This is a genomic window from Sphingosinithalassobacter tenebrarum (assembly GCF_011057975.1).
Lineage (GTDB): Bacteria > Pseudomonadota > Alphaproteobacteria > Sphingomonadales > Sphingomonadaceae > Sphingomonas > Sphingomonas tenebrarum.
In genome coordinates, this window is sequence record NZ_CP049109.1 from 2,553,340 (window position 1) to 2,566,960 (window position 13,621).

11 protein-coding genes are annotated in these 13,621 nt (G+C 65.1%); 7 read left to right on the top strand and 4 right to left on the bottom strand.

The window, feature by feature from the left end; translation table 11 throughout:
- The first annotated feature begins 65 nt into the window (after positions 1–65).
- From G5C33_RS12655 to G5C33_RS12680, 6 genes are all read left to right on the top strand, one after another.
- A complete protein-coding gene (locus G5C33_RS12655; protein WP_228275057.1) occupies positions 66–1,286 on the top strand; it encodes a serine hydrolase domain-containing protein in 1,221 nt (406 codons plus the stop codon).
- Positions 1,287–1,319: 33 nt separating this feature from the next.
- Complete coding sequence (locus G5C33_RS12660) at positions 1,320–3,347, top strand: 3-hydroxyacyl-CoA dehydrogenase NAD-binding domain-containing protein (protein ID WP_165327546.1); 2,028 nt, start codon at positions 1,320–1,322, stop codon at positions 3,345–3,347.
- Positions 3,348–3,502: 155 nt separating this feature from the next.
- Complete coding sequence (locus tag G5C33_RS12665; RefSeq protein ID WP_165327547.1) at positions 3,503–4,684, top strand: acyl-CoA dehydrogenase family protein; 1,182 nt, start codon at positions 3,503–3,505, stop codon at positions 4,682–4,684.
- 143 nt (positions 4,685–4,827) lie between these two features.
- On the top strand, positions 4,828–5,925 hold the full coding sequence (locus tag G5C33_RS12670; RefSeq protein ID WP_165327548.1) for an acyl-CoA dehydrogenase family protein: 1,098 nt from the start codon (positions 4,828–4,830) through the stop codon (positions 5,923–5,925).
- 275 nt (positions 5,926–6,200) lie between these two features.
- Entirely contained in the window at positions 6,201–7,094 is an 894-nt protein-coding gene (locus G5C33_RS12675) for an acyl-CoA thioesterase (protein ID WP_165327549.1), read from the top strand.
- Between the two features lie 206 nt (positions 7,095–7,300).
- Complete coding sequence (locus G5C33_RS12680) at positions 7,301–7,681, top strand: hypothetical protein (RefSeq protein ID WP_206518557.1); 381 nt, start codon at positions 7,301–7,303, stop codon at positions 7,679–7,681.
- Positions 7,682–7,687: 6 nt separating this feature from the next.
- On the opposite strand, the gene G5C33_RS12685 is transcribed toward G5C33_RS12680, so the two are convergent.
- The 4 genes from G5C33_RS12685 to G5C33_RS12700 all read right to left on the bottom strand — a co-directional run bounded on the left by G5C33_RS12685 (position 7,688) and on the right by G5C33_RS12700 (position 12,194).
- The gene (locus tag G5C33_RS12685; RefSeq protein WP_206518558.1) at positions 7,688–8,383 is read right to left on the bottom strand and encodes a TonB-dependent receptor; all 696 of its coding nucleotides are present in this window, start codon (positions 8,381–8,383) and stop codon (positions 7,688–7,690) included.
- 700 nt (positions 8,384–9,083) lie between these two features.
- Positions 9,084–9,884: an SDR family NAD(P)-dependent oxidoreductase gene (locus tag G5C33_RS12690; protein WP_165327552.1), complete on the bottom strand. Its 801-nt coding sequence runs from the start codon at positions 9,882–9,884 to the stop codon at positions 9,084–9,086.
- Between the two features lie 12 nt (positions 9,885–9,896).
- Complete coding sequence (locus G5C33_RS12695; RefSeq protein WP_165327553.1) at positions 9,897–10,916, bottom strand: phosphotransferase family protein; 1,020 nt, start codon at positions 10,914–10,916, stop codon at positions 9,897–9,899.
- Positions 10,917–10,937: 21 nt separating this feature from the next.
- The gene (locus G5C33_RS12700; protein WP_165327554.1) at positions 10,938–12,194 is read right to left on the bottom strand and encodes an acyl-CoA dehydrogenase family protein; all 1,257 of its coding nucleotides are present in this window, start codon (positions 12,192–12,194) and stop codon (positions 10,938–10,940) included.
- A 166-nt stretch (positions 12,195–12,360) separates the two neighbouring features.
- Between G5C33_RS12700 and G5C33_RS12705 the strand changes: the two genes are divergently transcribed.
- Positions 12,361–13,608, top strand: a complete 1,248-nt coding sequence (locus G5C33_RS12705; RefSeq protein ID WP_165327555.1) for a TetR/AcrR family transcriptional regulator — start codon at positions 12,361–12,363, stop codon at positions 13,606–13,608.
- Positions 13,609–13,621: the final 13 nt, after the last annotated feature.

Consider the following 13,621-nt stretch of genomic DNA (forward strand, 5'->3'; position numbering starts at 1 on the left):
GAAACGGCGCGAGCCGGCGAGAAATTGCCTTGGTGAGTTTTCGAATAGGGGGTATGGACCAACCCATGCGATTGGCAGAACCGGAAACGCATGGAATCAGCGGCGCCAGCCTGGCACGGATCGACGCGTTTCTGAAGGAACGCTATCTCGATAGCGGGCGCCTCCCGCATGCCCAGCTGCTGATCGCGCGGCACGGCGAAATCGTCCATTTCTCGCATCAAGGCGCGGCGCGCGAAGGCGGCGCGCCGGTCGATGAAAGCTCGCTGTTCCGCATCGCCTCGATGACCAAGCCGATCACGTCGACTGCGTTCATGATGCTGGTCGAGCAGGGGCTCGTCGCGCTCGACACGCCGGTGGCAAGCGTCATCCCCGAACTTGCCGAGGTCGGCGTCTATGCCGGCGGCGGCGCGGGCGTGCCGTTCCAGACAACGCGACCCGCGCGGCCGATGTTGATGGTCGATCTGCTGCGCCACACATCGGGCCTCACCTACAGCTTCCAGAACCGGTCGAATGTCGATGCCGCCTATCGCGAGGACAAGATCGAGAACTGGTACGGCAATCTCGATCTCGACGGATTTCTCGCCGCGCTCGGCAAGCTGCCGCTCGAATTCTCGCCGGGCGAGGCATGGAATTACTCGGTGTCGACCGACGTGCTGGGGGCAGTGGTCCAGCGCGTATCGGACATGCCGCTCGAACGCTTCTTCGCCGAACGCATCTTCGCCCCGCTGGGCATGGAAGACAGCTTCTTCCATGTGCCCGAGGACAAGATCGACCGGCTGACCGATTGCTACGCGCTCGTCCCCGGCAAGGGCCGGGTGATATATGATCGCGGCGCGCAATCCTATTGGAGCGGACCGCCCACGCTGGTGTCGGGCGGCGGCGGTCTCGTCTCGACCGCGCTCGATTATCACCGCTTCTGCCGCATGTGCCTGAACGGCGGGGAACTCGACGGCGCGCGGATCGTCGGTCGCAAGACGCTCGATCTGATGACCGCGAACCATCTGCCAGGCGGCGGCGACCTTGCCACCATGTCGCAATCCTTGTTCAGCGAGGCGACCAATGCCGGCACCGGTTTCGGCCTCGGCTTTGCGATCACCACCGATCCGGTCCAATCGCTGATCCCGGGCAGCGCGGGCGAATATTACTGGGGCGGAATGTTCTCGACGGCGTTTTTCATCGACCCCGTCGAGCATCTCCACATGATATTCATGACTCAGGTTTCGCCCTCGACGGCCTTCCCGATCCGGCGCGAACTCAAGACACTCATCTATTCGGCGCTCACCTGAGCCGCCGGCAACGATCACAGGAGAAAGACACCAATGTCCGCAGTAACCACCGAACGTCAGGGCGAAATTCTCGTCATCTGGTCGGACAATCAGCCGGTCAACGCGCTCGGCCATGACGTCCGTCTGGGTCTTCAGGCGGGCGTTCAGGAAGCCGCGGGCGACGATTCGGTCAAGGCGGTGGTGATCGCGTGCAAGGGCCGCACTTTCTTCGCCGGCGCCGACATCACCGAATTCGCCACCGGCATGAAGGACCCCGGCCTGCCGCAGGTCGTCGACGAGATCGAAGCGCTCGACAAGCCGGTCGTCGCGGCGATTCACGGCACCGCATTGGGCGGCGGCTGCGAAGTCGCGCTCTCCTGCCATTATCGCATCGCCGTCCCCTCGGCGAAGCTCGGCCTGCCCGAAGTCAAGCTCGGCATCCTGCCCGGCGCGGGCGGCACCCAGCGGCTGCCGCGCGTGATCGGCATCCCCGCCGCGCTCGGCATGATGACCGGCGGCGATCCCATCTCGGCGAAGAAGGCGAAGGAGGCCGGTCTGGTCGATCGTCTCGCGAGCGAGGACAGCCTGCTCGAAGACGCGCTTGCCTATGCCCGCGAAGTGATCGGCACCAGCCCGCTCCCGCGCACCAGCGAGCGCAAGGTCGACGGCGACGCTGGCATGTTCGAGGAATTCAAGGCCGCCAATGCCCGCAAGATGCGCGGCTATGAAGCGCCCTATGAAATCATCTCGGTGGTCGAGGAAACCTGGAACAAGCCCTATAGCGAAGGTGTCGAGCGCGAGCGCGCCGCCTTCTTCAAGCTGGTGATGAGCGTTCAGTCCGCCGCGCTGCGCCACGTCTTCTTCGCCGAGCGTGCCGCATCGAAGATCGACGACGTGCCCAAGGACACCAGGCTGCGCGACATCAAGAAGGTCGGCGTGATCGGCGCCGGCACGATGGGCGGCGGCATCACGATGAACTTCCTGTCGGCAGGCATCCCGGTGACGATCGTCGAGATGCAGCAGGAAGCGCTCGATCGCGGCGTCGGCGTGATCCGCAAGAATTACGAGAATACCGCCGCCAAGGGCCGCATCACCACCGAACAGGTGGAAGGCGCGATGGGCCTGCTCACCCCGACGCTGAGCATGGATGACCTCGCCGATTGCGATCTGATCATCGAAGCCGTCTATGAAAGCATGGACGTCAAGAAGGACGTGTTCGGCAAGCTCGACAAGATCGCCAAACCGGGCGCTATCCTCGCCTCGAACACCAGCTATCTCTCGATCGACGAGATCGCCGCAGCCACCTCGCGGCCGGGCGACGTGCTGGGCATGCACTTCTTTTCGCCCGCCAATGTGATGAAGCTGCTCGAAATCGTCCGCGGCGCGAAGACCGACAAGGACGTGCTCGCCACCGTCATGGCACTGTCGAAGAAGATCAGGAAGGTCGCCGTCGTCGCCGGCGTCTGCATGGGTTTCATCGGCAACCGGATGCTCTTCCCGCGCCAGCTCGAAGCCGAAGCGCTGCTGATGGAAGGCGCCACGCCGCAGCAGATCGACAAGGTCCATGTCGATTTCGGCATGCCGATGGGCCCGTTCCAGATGGCCGATCTCGCCGGTACCGATATCGGCTGGCACCGCGATCCCGAGAGGATTGAAAGCATCCGCGACGCGCTCTGCGCCGAGGGCCGCTGGGGCCAGAAGAAAAAGGCGGGCTATTACGATTACGACGACAAGCGCAATCCGACGCCGAGCCCGCGTGTTGCCGAAATCCTCGAGGAATTCCGCAAGAAGAAGGGCGCGCAGCAGCATGAAGTGACCGACGAGGAAATCGTCGAGCGCACGCTGTATCCGATGGTCAGCGAAGGCGCGAAGATCCTTGCCGAGGGCATCGCCCAGCGCGCGAGCGACATCGATATCGTCTGGATCTACGGCTATGGCTGGCCTCCCTATCGCGGCGGCCCGATGTTCTGGGCGGACACCGAAGGCGCAAAGAAGATCGTCGCCGGCCTCGAAAAACACGGCCTCGAAGTCGCGCCTTTGCTCCGCGAAAAGGCGGAAAAAGGCGAGAAGTTCACAAGCTGAATCGTTCCTCCCCCGGCGGGGGAGGTGGCGCGCGCAGCGCGTCGGAGGGGTAGCAGCCGCAAACGAAACACCATTGGCCAATACCCCTCCGCCAACCTCGGACGACGTCCGGGCTCGGTCCCCCTCCCCTCCGGGGGAGGAACTGGAGAGAGAAAATGACCGAAGACCTCGAAACATTTCGCGCCGAAACGCGCGCCTGGCTGGAGGCGAACTGCCCGCCCGAAATGCGGCAGCCGGTGCGCAGCGACAAGGACATCAACTGGGGCGGCCGCAACCCGGTGTTCCAGCCGGGCCAGAAGGAATGGATGGACGCGATGGCCGGTCGCGGCTGGACCGTGCCCGACTGGCCCCAGGCCTATGGCGGCGGCGGCCTCTCTCCGGCGCAGACCAAAATATTGCGCGAGGAAATGCGCAAGCTCGGCTGCCGCAATCCGCTCAACAGCTTCGGCATCTCGATGCTCGGCCCGGCGCTGCTCAAATACGGGACCGAGGAACAGAAGCGCGAACATCTGCCCAGGATCGCGCGCGGCGAAATCCGCTGGTGCCAGGGCTATTCCGAACCCAATGCCGGATCGGACCTCGCCGGCCTCGCCACTTCGGCCGAGGACAAGGGCGACCATTTCCTCGTCAACGGGCAGAAAGTGTGGACCAGCTATGCCGACAAGGCCGACTGGATCTTCTGCCTGGTCCGCACCGACAAGAGCACGAAACAGGGCGGCATCAGCTTCCTGCTGTTCGACATGGAAACGCCCGGCGTTTCGACCAGGCCGATCCTGCTCATCTCGGGCTACTCGCCCTTCTGCGAGACCTTCTTTGACGATGTGAAGGTGCCCAAGGGCAATCTGCTCGGCGAACTGAACAAGGGCTGGGACGTCGCCAAATATCTGCTCGGGCACGAGCGCGAGATGATTTCGGGCATGGGCAATGAAGGCGGCAACAAGAGCCTCCACGCCATCGCCCGCGACAAGGTGGGTCTCACCGAAGACGGCAAGCTCGCCGATCCGCTGCTGCGTGCGCAGATGGCGCTGTTCGAAGTGCGCACGCGCGCGTTCGGTGCAATGTCCGAACGGTTCATGGACGAGCTCAAGGCCGGCCGCGCCCACCCCGCCCAGCCGAGCATGATGAAATATTACGGCACCGAGCTGAACAAGACCCGCAACGAGCTGATGATGGCGGCGGGCGGCTCTGACCTGCTCGAATGGGAAAGCGACGCGTCGAACGGCGGCGCGGCCGCGCGCGCATGGCTGCGCACCAAGGCCAATTCGATCGAAGGCGGGACGAGCGAGATCCAGCTCAACATCATCGCCAAGCGCATCCTGCAACTGCCCGGAGCCTGAACCAACCGTCGCCCCTGCGCAGGCAGGGGCCCATGTCTTCATCGTATCGCGGACCATTCGACACATACGCAGCCCGCATGTGTCAGCCGATCCGAAGAACTACACAGCAACAGGCCCCGCCGCAGGGGCGACGGAGAGAAAAAATGCCGCTCTTCCTCGATGACGAACAGACGATGCTGCGCGACACCGCGCGCGACTATGTTTCCGAACAAATGCCCGTCGCGCACATGCGCAAGCTGCGCGACGACGCAAACCCCGACGGCTTTTCGCGCGAGCATTGGAAGTCGTTCGCCGAAATGGGCTTCACCGGCATCCTGATCCCCGAAAGCCACGGCGGGCTCGGCCTCGGCCAGGTCGAAGCGGGCGTAGTGCTCGAGGAAATCGGCCGGAACCTTGCCCCCTCGCCCTTCCTCACCACTGCCGTCGCGGCGGTGGAAGCGCTCAAGGGCTCCGCGCAGGCCGAACGCTGGTTCCCCGGCATCCTCGCGGGCGAAACCGTCGCCGCGCTCGCGCTCGACGAAAAGGCCAAACATGACGGCAAGGTCGCGATGGAGGCGAAGCGCTCGGGCAATGGCTTCGTGCTGAGCGGCGCCAAGCAATTCGTGACGCACGGCCATGTCGCGGACCTGATGCTCGTCGCCGCGCAGCTCGAAGGCGAAGCCACGCTCTTCGCCGTTCCCGCCGACACCGCAGGCGTCACTGCCACTCCCGAACGCCTCACCGATGCCAGCCTCGCCTCGCGCGTGACCTTCGAGGATGTCCGGCTCGACGGCGACGCCGCGATCGGCGGCGACGCCTATGCGCGCATGCTCGATGCCGCGCGCATCGGCGCCTCGGCAGAAATGCTCGGCGTCGGCGGCGGCGCGATGGACATGACGATGGGGTATCTGAAGGACCGCAAGCAGTTCGGCGTCGCCATCGGCAGCTTCCAGGCGCTCCAGCACCGCGCCGCGCACCTCTATTCCGAACTCGAAGTCGCCCGCGCCGCCGTACTCAAGGCACAGCAGGACATCGACACCGGCCGCGCCGAGAACCCGGCGATGCTCGCCGCCGTCGCCAAGGCGATGACCGGCCTCGCCACCACATTGTCGGTGCAGGAGGCGATCCAGATGCACGGCGGCATCGGGATGACCGACGAACATGACATCGGCTTCTATATGAAGCGCGCGCGCGTGCTGGCGGAGATGTTCGGCGACACCAATTTCCACGCCGATGCGGTGGCGAAGATGGCAGGGTTTTAGGGAAACCGTATCTGCCCCACCCACACCATTGGCCCTGAGCCTGTCGAAGGGCCGTGTTTTTCCGCCAACATGGCGAGCGGTCACGAAATTCCTCCCCCGGAGGGGGAGGGGGACCGCCATAGGCGGTGGAGGGGTATTCGCCGCAAGCACAACGCCTGTGGCACCTTACCCCTCCACCACCAGCTTCGCTGGCGGTCCCCCTCCCCTTCCAGGGGAGGAACTGAAAACATGAAGGAAACTTCCCTCCCCTTCCACGTTCGGTCACTGGAGACCCCATGAGCGACCAAGACCCCGCCCCCGAAACCGTCATCGAACAACTCATCACATTGCTCGATGTCGAGGAACTCGACCGTGACCTCTATCGCGGCAGCCGTCAGCCGGGCGGCGTCGGCCGCGTCTTCGGCGGTCAGGTGATCGCGCAGGCGCTGCAGGCGGCGCAGCGTTCGGTGAAGGACAAGGTCGCCCATTCGCTCCACGGCTATTTCATGCGCCCGGGCGACGAGAATTACCCGATCATCTTCCGCGTCGAACGTGATTTCGACGGCGGCACTTTCGCGACGCGCCGCGTGATCGCGATCCAGAAAGGCAAACCGATCCTCAACATGGCCGCGTCCTTCCAGTGCCCGGAGGAAGGACTGCGCCACCAGCAGGCGCAGATGCCCGACGTGCCCCCGCCCGAGGAACTCGAAAACGAGCACACCCGCCTCCACGCCATCGCCGACCGCATCCCCGAACAGTTTCGCGGCCAGCTCCTCCGCCTGCGCCCGATCGAGCAGCGCCAGGCAGCGCCGTTCGACCGGTTCAAGGCGGAGGAGCTGCCGCCCTTCCAGCATTGCTGGATCCGCGCCATCGCACCGCTGCCCGACGATCCCGAGCTGCACCGCGCCGCGCTTGCCTATGCCTCGGACATGGTCCTGCTCGGCACGTCGATGCGCCCGCATCCGGTCGGCTGGGGGACGAGCAATCTCCAGACCGCCAGCCTCGACCATGCGCTCTGGCTGCACGAGCCGTTCCGCATGGACGACTGGCTGCTCTATTCGTGCGAAAGCCCGTGGAGCGGCCACGGCCGCGGCTTCAACCGCGGCCAGATATTCACCCGCGACGGCCGCCTCGTCGCCAGCGTAACGCAGGAAGGGCTGATCCGCCTGCGCGAGAAGAAGAAGGACTGAATTCCGCCCCCGGAGGGGGAGGTGGCAGCCTGAAAGGCTGACGGAGGGGTATTGGCCGCGAACGCAGCGTTCGTGACAAGCTACCCCTCCACCACGCTGCGCATGGTCCCCCTCCCCCTCGGGGGAGGAATTGAACCACTTCCCTCTCCAGGCGTTTGCGATCCATCTGCCCGGTTAGAGTACCCCCGATGATCGCCGCCCTATTGATGCTTGCGCTGCCCCAGGACGCGCTGCTCGAAGAAACGCCGCTGTTCGACCCGGCAGAAGTCGCGCAGCGGCTCGACGTCACCAGCTTCCCCAATTCGATCACCCCGCGCCGCGAACCGGAAAAATCCAGCTTCGCCGATTACGGCTTCACGCAAGTGACGCGCGAGGGCGACGCGGTCGCGCTGCAGCCCGAAAACGGCCGCTGGGTGTTCCGCATCCGCCTGCTCGGCGCGACCGGCGACACGCTGCGCATCTGCGTCCTGGACCGGGCGCTCGACGGCGGCACCTATTTCACCGTGGCACCGATCGAGATCGCCGAGGACGACGACGGCATATTCCGTGCCACCGGACGCGAGATCACTTCGCAGGAATGCCGTTGACCCGGCTCACTCGCTGCGCGGCACCACCGCAACGTCGACCGGCAGATAGAGATAGACTTCGGTCAGGCTCGCACGCACCCAGCGCACCGGCTGTTCGAGCTGTGACACCCGAACCCCATAGCCGGGACCGAACGCCGCTGCCGTCGCACCGGCGTCCTCGGCGATCAGCGCGACGATCTGCCCGCGATACTGATCGGGATCGACCACCGACAGCGCAAGGTCGCCGTCCGCCTCCATCTGCGCCCGTCCGACCGGGGGCACCGCTTCGACGAAACGCGTGATCCGCCCCAGCGCGTCGGCCGACGCCATGCCCGGCTCGAGCCGCGCCTTCACATAGAAGCGGGCTTCGTCGGTATCCTCCCGATCGCCTTCCTCCAGCCCCAGATCGCGGTAATTTTCCGGCGTCAGCGGTTCGACGATCAACTCCCCCGTGGCGAGTTCGACGCCGTAGCGCGGCGCGAGATCGATCGCCTTGCGCACCATACCGTAGATTTCCTCCTGCCGCCGGGTCGCATCGCGCGTGTCGCCGGTGACGACGACTTCGAGGATCGCGAAATCCGCGGTCCGTTTCATTCGGACGACCGGAATCATGGTCATGTCGATCCGCCGCGACGCGGTTACGACGATTTCCTGCGCCGCCGCAGGCAGTGCCGGAACCAGCGCGGCCAGCGCCGCCGCACCCATCAAAATGCGTTTCATCATCTTCTCCCCGCGGCACCGCCGCCGGGGAAAAGTTGCACAGATGGAGGGCAAGTCAATGCCGATCGGTCGCCCGTTCCTTCAGTGGTGCGGGTGTGCTTCCGATTTCGCTGTCCTACACAAAATGTTCCTGGTACGTTCCACATGTTCTATAATCGCGCTCGCGGGCGCACGCAGGCGCGCTCGCGCGCGCGTTACGTCGCGACCCGGTGCGAACTTGGCACGGATTTGCGTGGCTTTTGCGAAACTGCCCAGCCGCGCGAAATCGGGTGAAACCGGGCCGTCGAATCGGGTTCGTTCGAATCCGCTGCCGAAGGGAGGCGGCGGAACCGCTCTTTCTCATTCGAAGATCACAAGGTCGCGAAGGCGCACACCAGTACACACCCCGCGCAGCCTCCCCCTGCCCGTCGCCCCTGCGAAGGCGGGGGCCCATTGCTGTGCAGTGTCTCAAGATGGTGGACTTCATGCACGTCGCCGCTGTGTCAGGCGAACCGCGAACCGATGGAGACATGGCCCCGCCTTCGCGGGGGCGACGGGGTAGCGCATGTGGAAGTCCTCCCCCGCCAGGGGGAGGGTGGCAGACGGCGCGAAGCGGCGGCTGACGGAGGGGGCGGGCACGGAACGATCGAAAGGAAACCGCCGACCTCCCCTCACCGCCTTTGGCGGTCCCCCTCCCCCTGGCGGGGGAGGATGGGCAACAACCCTAAAAACTCGTCCGCCCGAATTCCTGCCGGGTCACCGGGTGGCTCGACGAAAGCCCGCCATCGACGGCGATTGCCTGCCCGTTGACGTAGCTCGCATCCGAAGAAGCCAGGAACAGCGCCACCCGCGCGATTTCCTCGGGCTCCCCGCCGCGCCGCATCGGGTTGAGCTGGCCGATCATGCTCTCCTTGCCCTTCGCCCGGGCGCGTTCATAGGCGATCGCGGTCATCCCCGTCTCGATCAGGCCCGGGCAGATCGCGTTCACGCGCACATTCGATCCGGCAAACTGCTGCGCCGCCGACTGGATGAGGTTGATCACGCCCGCCTTCGACGCCGAATAGGCTGGCCCGCCCGCGCCCGATCGCAGCCCCGCGACGCTCGCGGTGCAAAGGATCGCGCCGCCGCCGCGCTCGACGATCCTCGGTCCGGCATGTTTGATCGCCATTGCCGGGCCGATCAGATTGACGCGCAGCACTTCGGCCCAGGTTTCGGCGCTGGTGTCGAAAATGCCCTCCAGCCCGCCGATGATCCCGGCATTGGCATAGAAGACGTCGAGCCCGCCATGCGCTTCGCAGGCCCGCGCGACCAGCGCCGCGACATCGCTTTCCGATCCGGCGTCGATCACCATCGCCTCGGCCGTGCCGCCGGCATCGGCGATGGCGGCGACCGTGTGATGCACACCCTCGGCCCGGTCGGCGGCGATCACGCTGGCACCCTCGGCCGCGAAGAGCTGCGCGCTCGCCCGGCCGATACCCGATGCCGCGCCGGTGACGATCACCGATTTGCCGTCGAATCTGCCCATCACCCTCTCCCGTCAGGCAGCGCCGGCGCGCGCCGCGAATTTCCAGCTCGCCGCCACCAGAGAGGGCAGCCGCGCGACCGTCGCCGCCGCTTCGCTGCTCGATGCATTGCCGTCGATCATCCGTTTCTTGATGCCCTGAACGATCCCGGCGAGGCGGAAGAAATTGTAGGAGAAATACCAGTCGAGCGCGGGCACGCCGTCGCGCCCGGTCGCCGCGCAATAGCGTTCGACGACTTCTTCCAGCGTCGGGATGCCTGTGTCGGGGCCGGTCAACCCCTCCACTCCTGCCCTGCCGTCGGCGGGCGTCACCCAGTTCATCAGCAGATAGGAAAAATCGGCAAGCGGATCGCCGAGCGTCGAAAGCTCCCAGTCGAGCACCGCCAGCACTTTGGGCTCGCGCGGCGCATAGATGATGTTGTCGATGCGGTAGTCGCCATGCACGATCGTCGTTCGCGTCTGTTCGGGCACAGTGCGCGGCAGGAACGCAATCAGCTTTTCCATCTCGGGGATGTCGTCGGTCTGGCTGGCGCGATATTGTTTCGACCAGCGGCCGACCTGCCGCTCGAAATAATTGCCGGGCTTGCCATAGTCGCCAAGCCCTACTGCCTCGTGATCGATGGCGTGCAGCGCGGCGAGCGCATCGACCATCGCGAAATAATGGTGCCGCCGCTGATCGGGCACCATGCCGGGCAAGGCCCCGTCCCAGATCGTCCGCCCCGCGACCATCTCCATGACGTAGAAGGCCGAGCCGATGACGCCCTCGTCCTCGCACAGCCCATAGGGCCGCGCGACGGGAAAGCCGGTGGGGTGCAGCGCCGCGATCAGCCGATATTCGCGGTCGACGGCATGGGCGGAAGGCAGCAACGGCCCGAACGGCTTGCGCCGCAGCACATAGGCGCCGCTGGCGGCATCGAGCCGATAGGTCGGATTGCTCTGTCCGCCGGGGAATTTACGAGCCGTCACCGGCCCTTTGAAACCCGCGACATTGGCCGCCATCCATTCGGCCAGCCTGACGCAATCGAGGTCGCTCATGGCAATCGACTCCGGCGGCGCTTACGGCCGTTCCGCCATATGCTCGGCATGCCGCGCGAATTCGTGCCGGGCGATGGTACGGTTATGCACTTCGTCCGGCCCGTCGGCGAGGCGCAGCGTGCGGATGTTCGCCCAGGCGGCGGCGAGATCGAAATCGTCCGATACGCCGGCGCCGCCATGCGCCTGAATCGCATCGTCGATGATCGACAGCGCCATGCCCGGCGCCTGCACCTTGATCATCGAGATTTCGAGATGCGCGGCCTTGTTGCCCGCCTTGTCCATCATGTCCGCGGCCTTGAGGCAGAGAAGACGCGTCATTTCGATGTCGATACGCGCCCGCGCGATTCGCTGTTCCCAGATCGACTGGTCGGAAAGCCGCTTGCGAAAGGCGATCCGGCTGACGAGACGGCGGCCCATCGCGTCGATCGCTTCCTCCGCCGCGCCGATGGTGCGCATGCAGTGATGGATACGCCCCGGCCCCAGCCGTCCCTGCGCAATCTCGAACCCGCGTCCTTCGCCGAGCAGGATGTTGTCGGCCGGTACGCGAACATCGGTGAGCGACACTTCGCCATGACCATGCGGCGCATGATCATAGCCGAACACCGGCAACATCCGCTCGATCGTCACGCCGGGCGTATCGAGCGGGACGAGGATCATGCTCTGCTGGGCATGGCGCGAGGCTTCGGGATCGGTCTTGCCCATCACGATCGCGACCTTGCAGCGCGGATCCCCGGTGCCCGACGACCACCATTTGCGGCCGTTGATGACATATTCGTCGCCATCGCGTTCGATCCGGGTTTCGACATTGGTGGCATCGGAGCTGGCAACGGCGGGCTCGGTCATCAGAAAAGCCGAGCGGATTTCGCCATGCATCAGGGGACGAAGCCACTGCTCCTTCTGCGCCAGCGTGCCGTAGCGATGGAGCACTTCCATATTGCCGGTATCGGGAGCCGAACAGTTGAAGCATTCGGGCGCCCATTCGATGCGCCCCATCTCCTCGGCGCAGAGCGCATATTCGAGGTTGGTGAGCTGCTCGCCTTCGAACCGGAAGCTGTCGTCGACCGGCGGCTGGCCCGAATGCGGCGGCATGAAGAGGTTCCAGAGCCGTTCGGCTTTCGCCAGCGACTTGACCTCTTCGATCACCGGAACATGCTGCCAGCGATCGCCCTGTGCCACCTGCGCACGGTATTGCGGCGTGCGCGGACGAATTTCGCGCGCTATGAAGTCGCGAACGCGATCCTGAAAATGCGTTTCGCGCTGGCCGAGCGTGAAATCCATGACATCAACTCCAATGCCGTCGGAACCGCGGCTTGGCCGTACTTAGAACGTACCGCATATTCGGTAAAGGGACTGAATCGCTGCCCATGAGCAAATTTTCACGCCAATACGACATGCCGGAATATCAAAAAACGCTTTTGCCGCGCAGCGTATCGGGTAAGCTGGCATGATGGCGAAACCGGAAATCCGCGACGACGAACTCCAGGGCACGCGGCGTTTCCGCGAAAAGCGGGACGCAATCCTTGCCGCCGCCGCCGAGGCGATCAACCAGCAGAGCGCGCGCGGCATGACATTCGCCGATGTGGCACGGCGGGTCGGACTCAATACGACCAGCGTCACCTACTATTTCAAGCGCAAGGAAGACCTTGCCGCAGCCTGTTTCGAACAGACGCTCGACCTGCTCCATACGATGCTGGCCGAGGCCGAACGCGAAGCGACACCGCAGGACCGGGTGGCGCGCTATCTGGCGATCAACATGGACCGTCTCGCGCGGATCCGCCGTGGCGAAGCCAGTTCGGCGGCAACACTTTCGGACCTGCGCGCGATGGAAGAGCCGATCAAGCGCCGCCTGCTGGACGGCTGGCGCAGCGTGTTCCGGCGCACTCGCGCGCTATGGGACACCGGCTCGGGCTCGCGGGAGGAACTCAACCTTTGGGGCGGCCGTGCGCATGTGCTGCTGGAAAACACCTTCTGGCTGCCGGCCTGGCTCGATCGCTACGAACTCGACGAATATCCGCGCGTCGAAGCACGGCAGATGGAGATTTTCCTCCACGGCATCGCCGCGCCGGGCAGCGAATGGCACCCGCGATTGCTCGACCTGGAGCCGCCGGGCAACGAGCCGGGACGCGAGGCCTTTCTGCTTGCGGCAACCCGCCTGATCAACGAACTCGGCTATCGCGGCGCGTCGGTGCAGCGCATCGCGTCCGAACTCAACGTCACCAAAGGCAGTTTCTACCACCATCTCGATGCGAAGGACGATCTGGCGGTGGCCTGCCACGAGCGCAGCTTCGATCTGATCGCCGAGGCGCAACGGCTGGGCGTCGCGCAGCCCGGCACCCATTGGGACCAGCTGACCAGTATCGTCGCGACGTTGCTCGACGTGCAGTTTTCCGAACATGGGCCGCTGCTGCGCAGCACTGCCCTCTCGGGCCTGCCGCCAGAGATGCGATCGGCAATGGTCGATCGGTCGAACCGGATCGCGCGGCGCTTCGCCGGCATGATTTCGGACGGGATCGCGGAGGGATCGGTCCGCGCTGTCGATCCACTGGTCGCCAGCCAGGCGCTGGTCGCCTTGCAGAACGGGGCATTCGATATGCGCAAATGGGCAAGCACGATGCCGCGCGACCGGGCAGTGGCCTTCTATGCCTCGACGCTGGCATTCGGACTGTTCGACAACCGCGTGTTGCACAGCTGATCCCGGGACCGGC

What these genes read in the sequence shown, in the direction of transcription:
- G5C33_RS12655 (WP_228275057.1), top strand. Translation starts at nt 66, where the DNA reads ATGCGATTGGCAGAACCGGAAACGCATGGAATCAGCGGCGCCAGCCTG.
- G5C33_RS12660 (WP_165327546.1), top strand. Translation starts at nt 1,320, where the DNA reads ATGTCCGCAGTAACCACCGAACGTCAGGGCGAAATTCTCGTCATCTGG.
- G5C33_RS12665 (WP_165327547.1), top strand. Translation starts at nt 3,503, where the DNA reads ATGACCGAAGACCTCGAAACATTTCGCGCCGAAACGCGCGCCTGGCTG.
- G5C33_RS12670 (WP_165327548.1), top strand. Translation starts at nt 4,828, where the DNA reads ATGCCGCTCTTCCTCGATGACGAACAGACGATGCTGCGCGACACCGCG.
- G5C33_RS12675 (WP_165327549.1), top strand. Translation starts at nt 6,201, where the DNA reads ATGAGCGACCAAGACCCCGCCCCCGAAACCGTCATCGAACAACTCATC.
- G5C33_RS12680 (WP_206518557.1), top strand. Translation starts at nt 7,301, where the DNA reads ATGCTTGCGCTGCCCCAGGACGCGCTGCTCGAAGAAACGCCGCTGTTC.
- G5C33_RS12685 (WP_206518558.1), bottom strand. Translation starts at nt 8,383, where the DNA reads ATGATGAAACGCATTTTGATGGGTGCGGCGGCGCTGGCCGCGCTGGTT.
- G5C33_RS12690 (WP_165327552.1), bottom strand. Translation starts at nt 9,884, where the DNA reads ATGGGCAGATTCGACGGCAAATCGGTGATCGTCACCGGCGCGGCATCG.
- G5C33_RS12695 (WP_165327553.1), bottom strand. Translation starts at nt 10,916, where the DNA reads ATGAGCGACCTCGATTGCGTCAGGCTGGCCGAATGGATGGCGGCCAAT.
- G5C33_RS12700 (WP_165327554.1), bottom strand. Translation starts at nt 12,194, where the DNA reads ATGGATTTCACGCTCGGCCAGCGCGAAACGCATTTTCAGGATCGCGTT.
- G5C33_RS12705 (WP_165327555.1), top strand. Translation starts at nt 12,361, where the DNA reads ATGATGGCGAAACCGGAAATCCGCGACGACGAACTCCAGGGCACGCGG.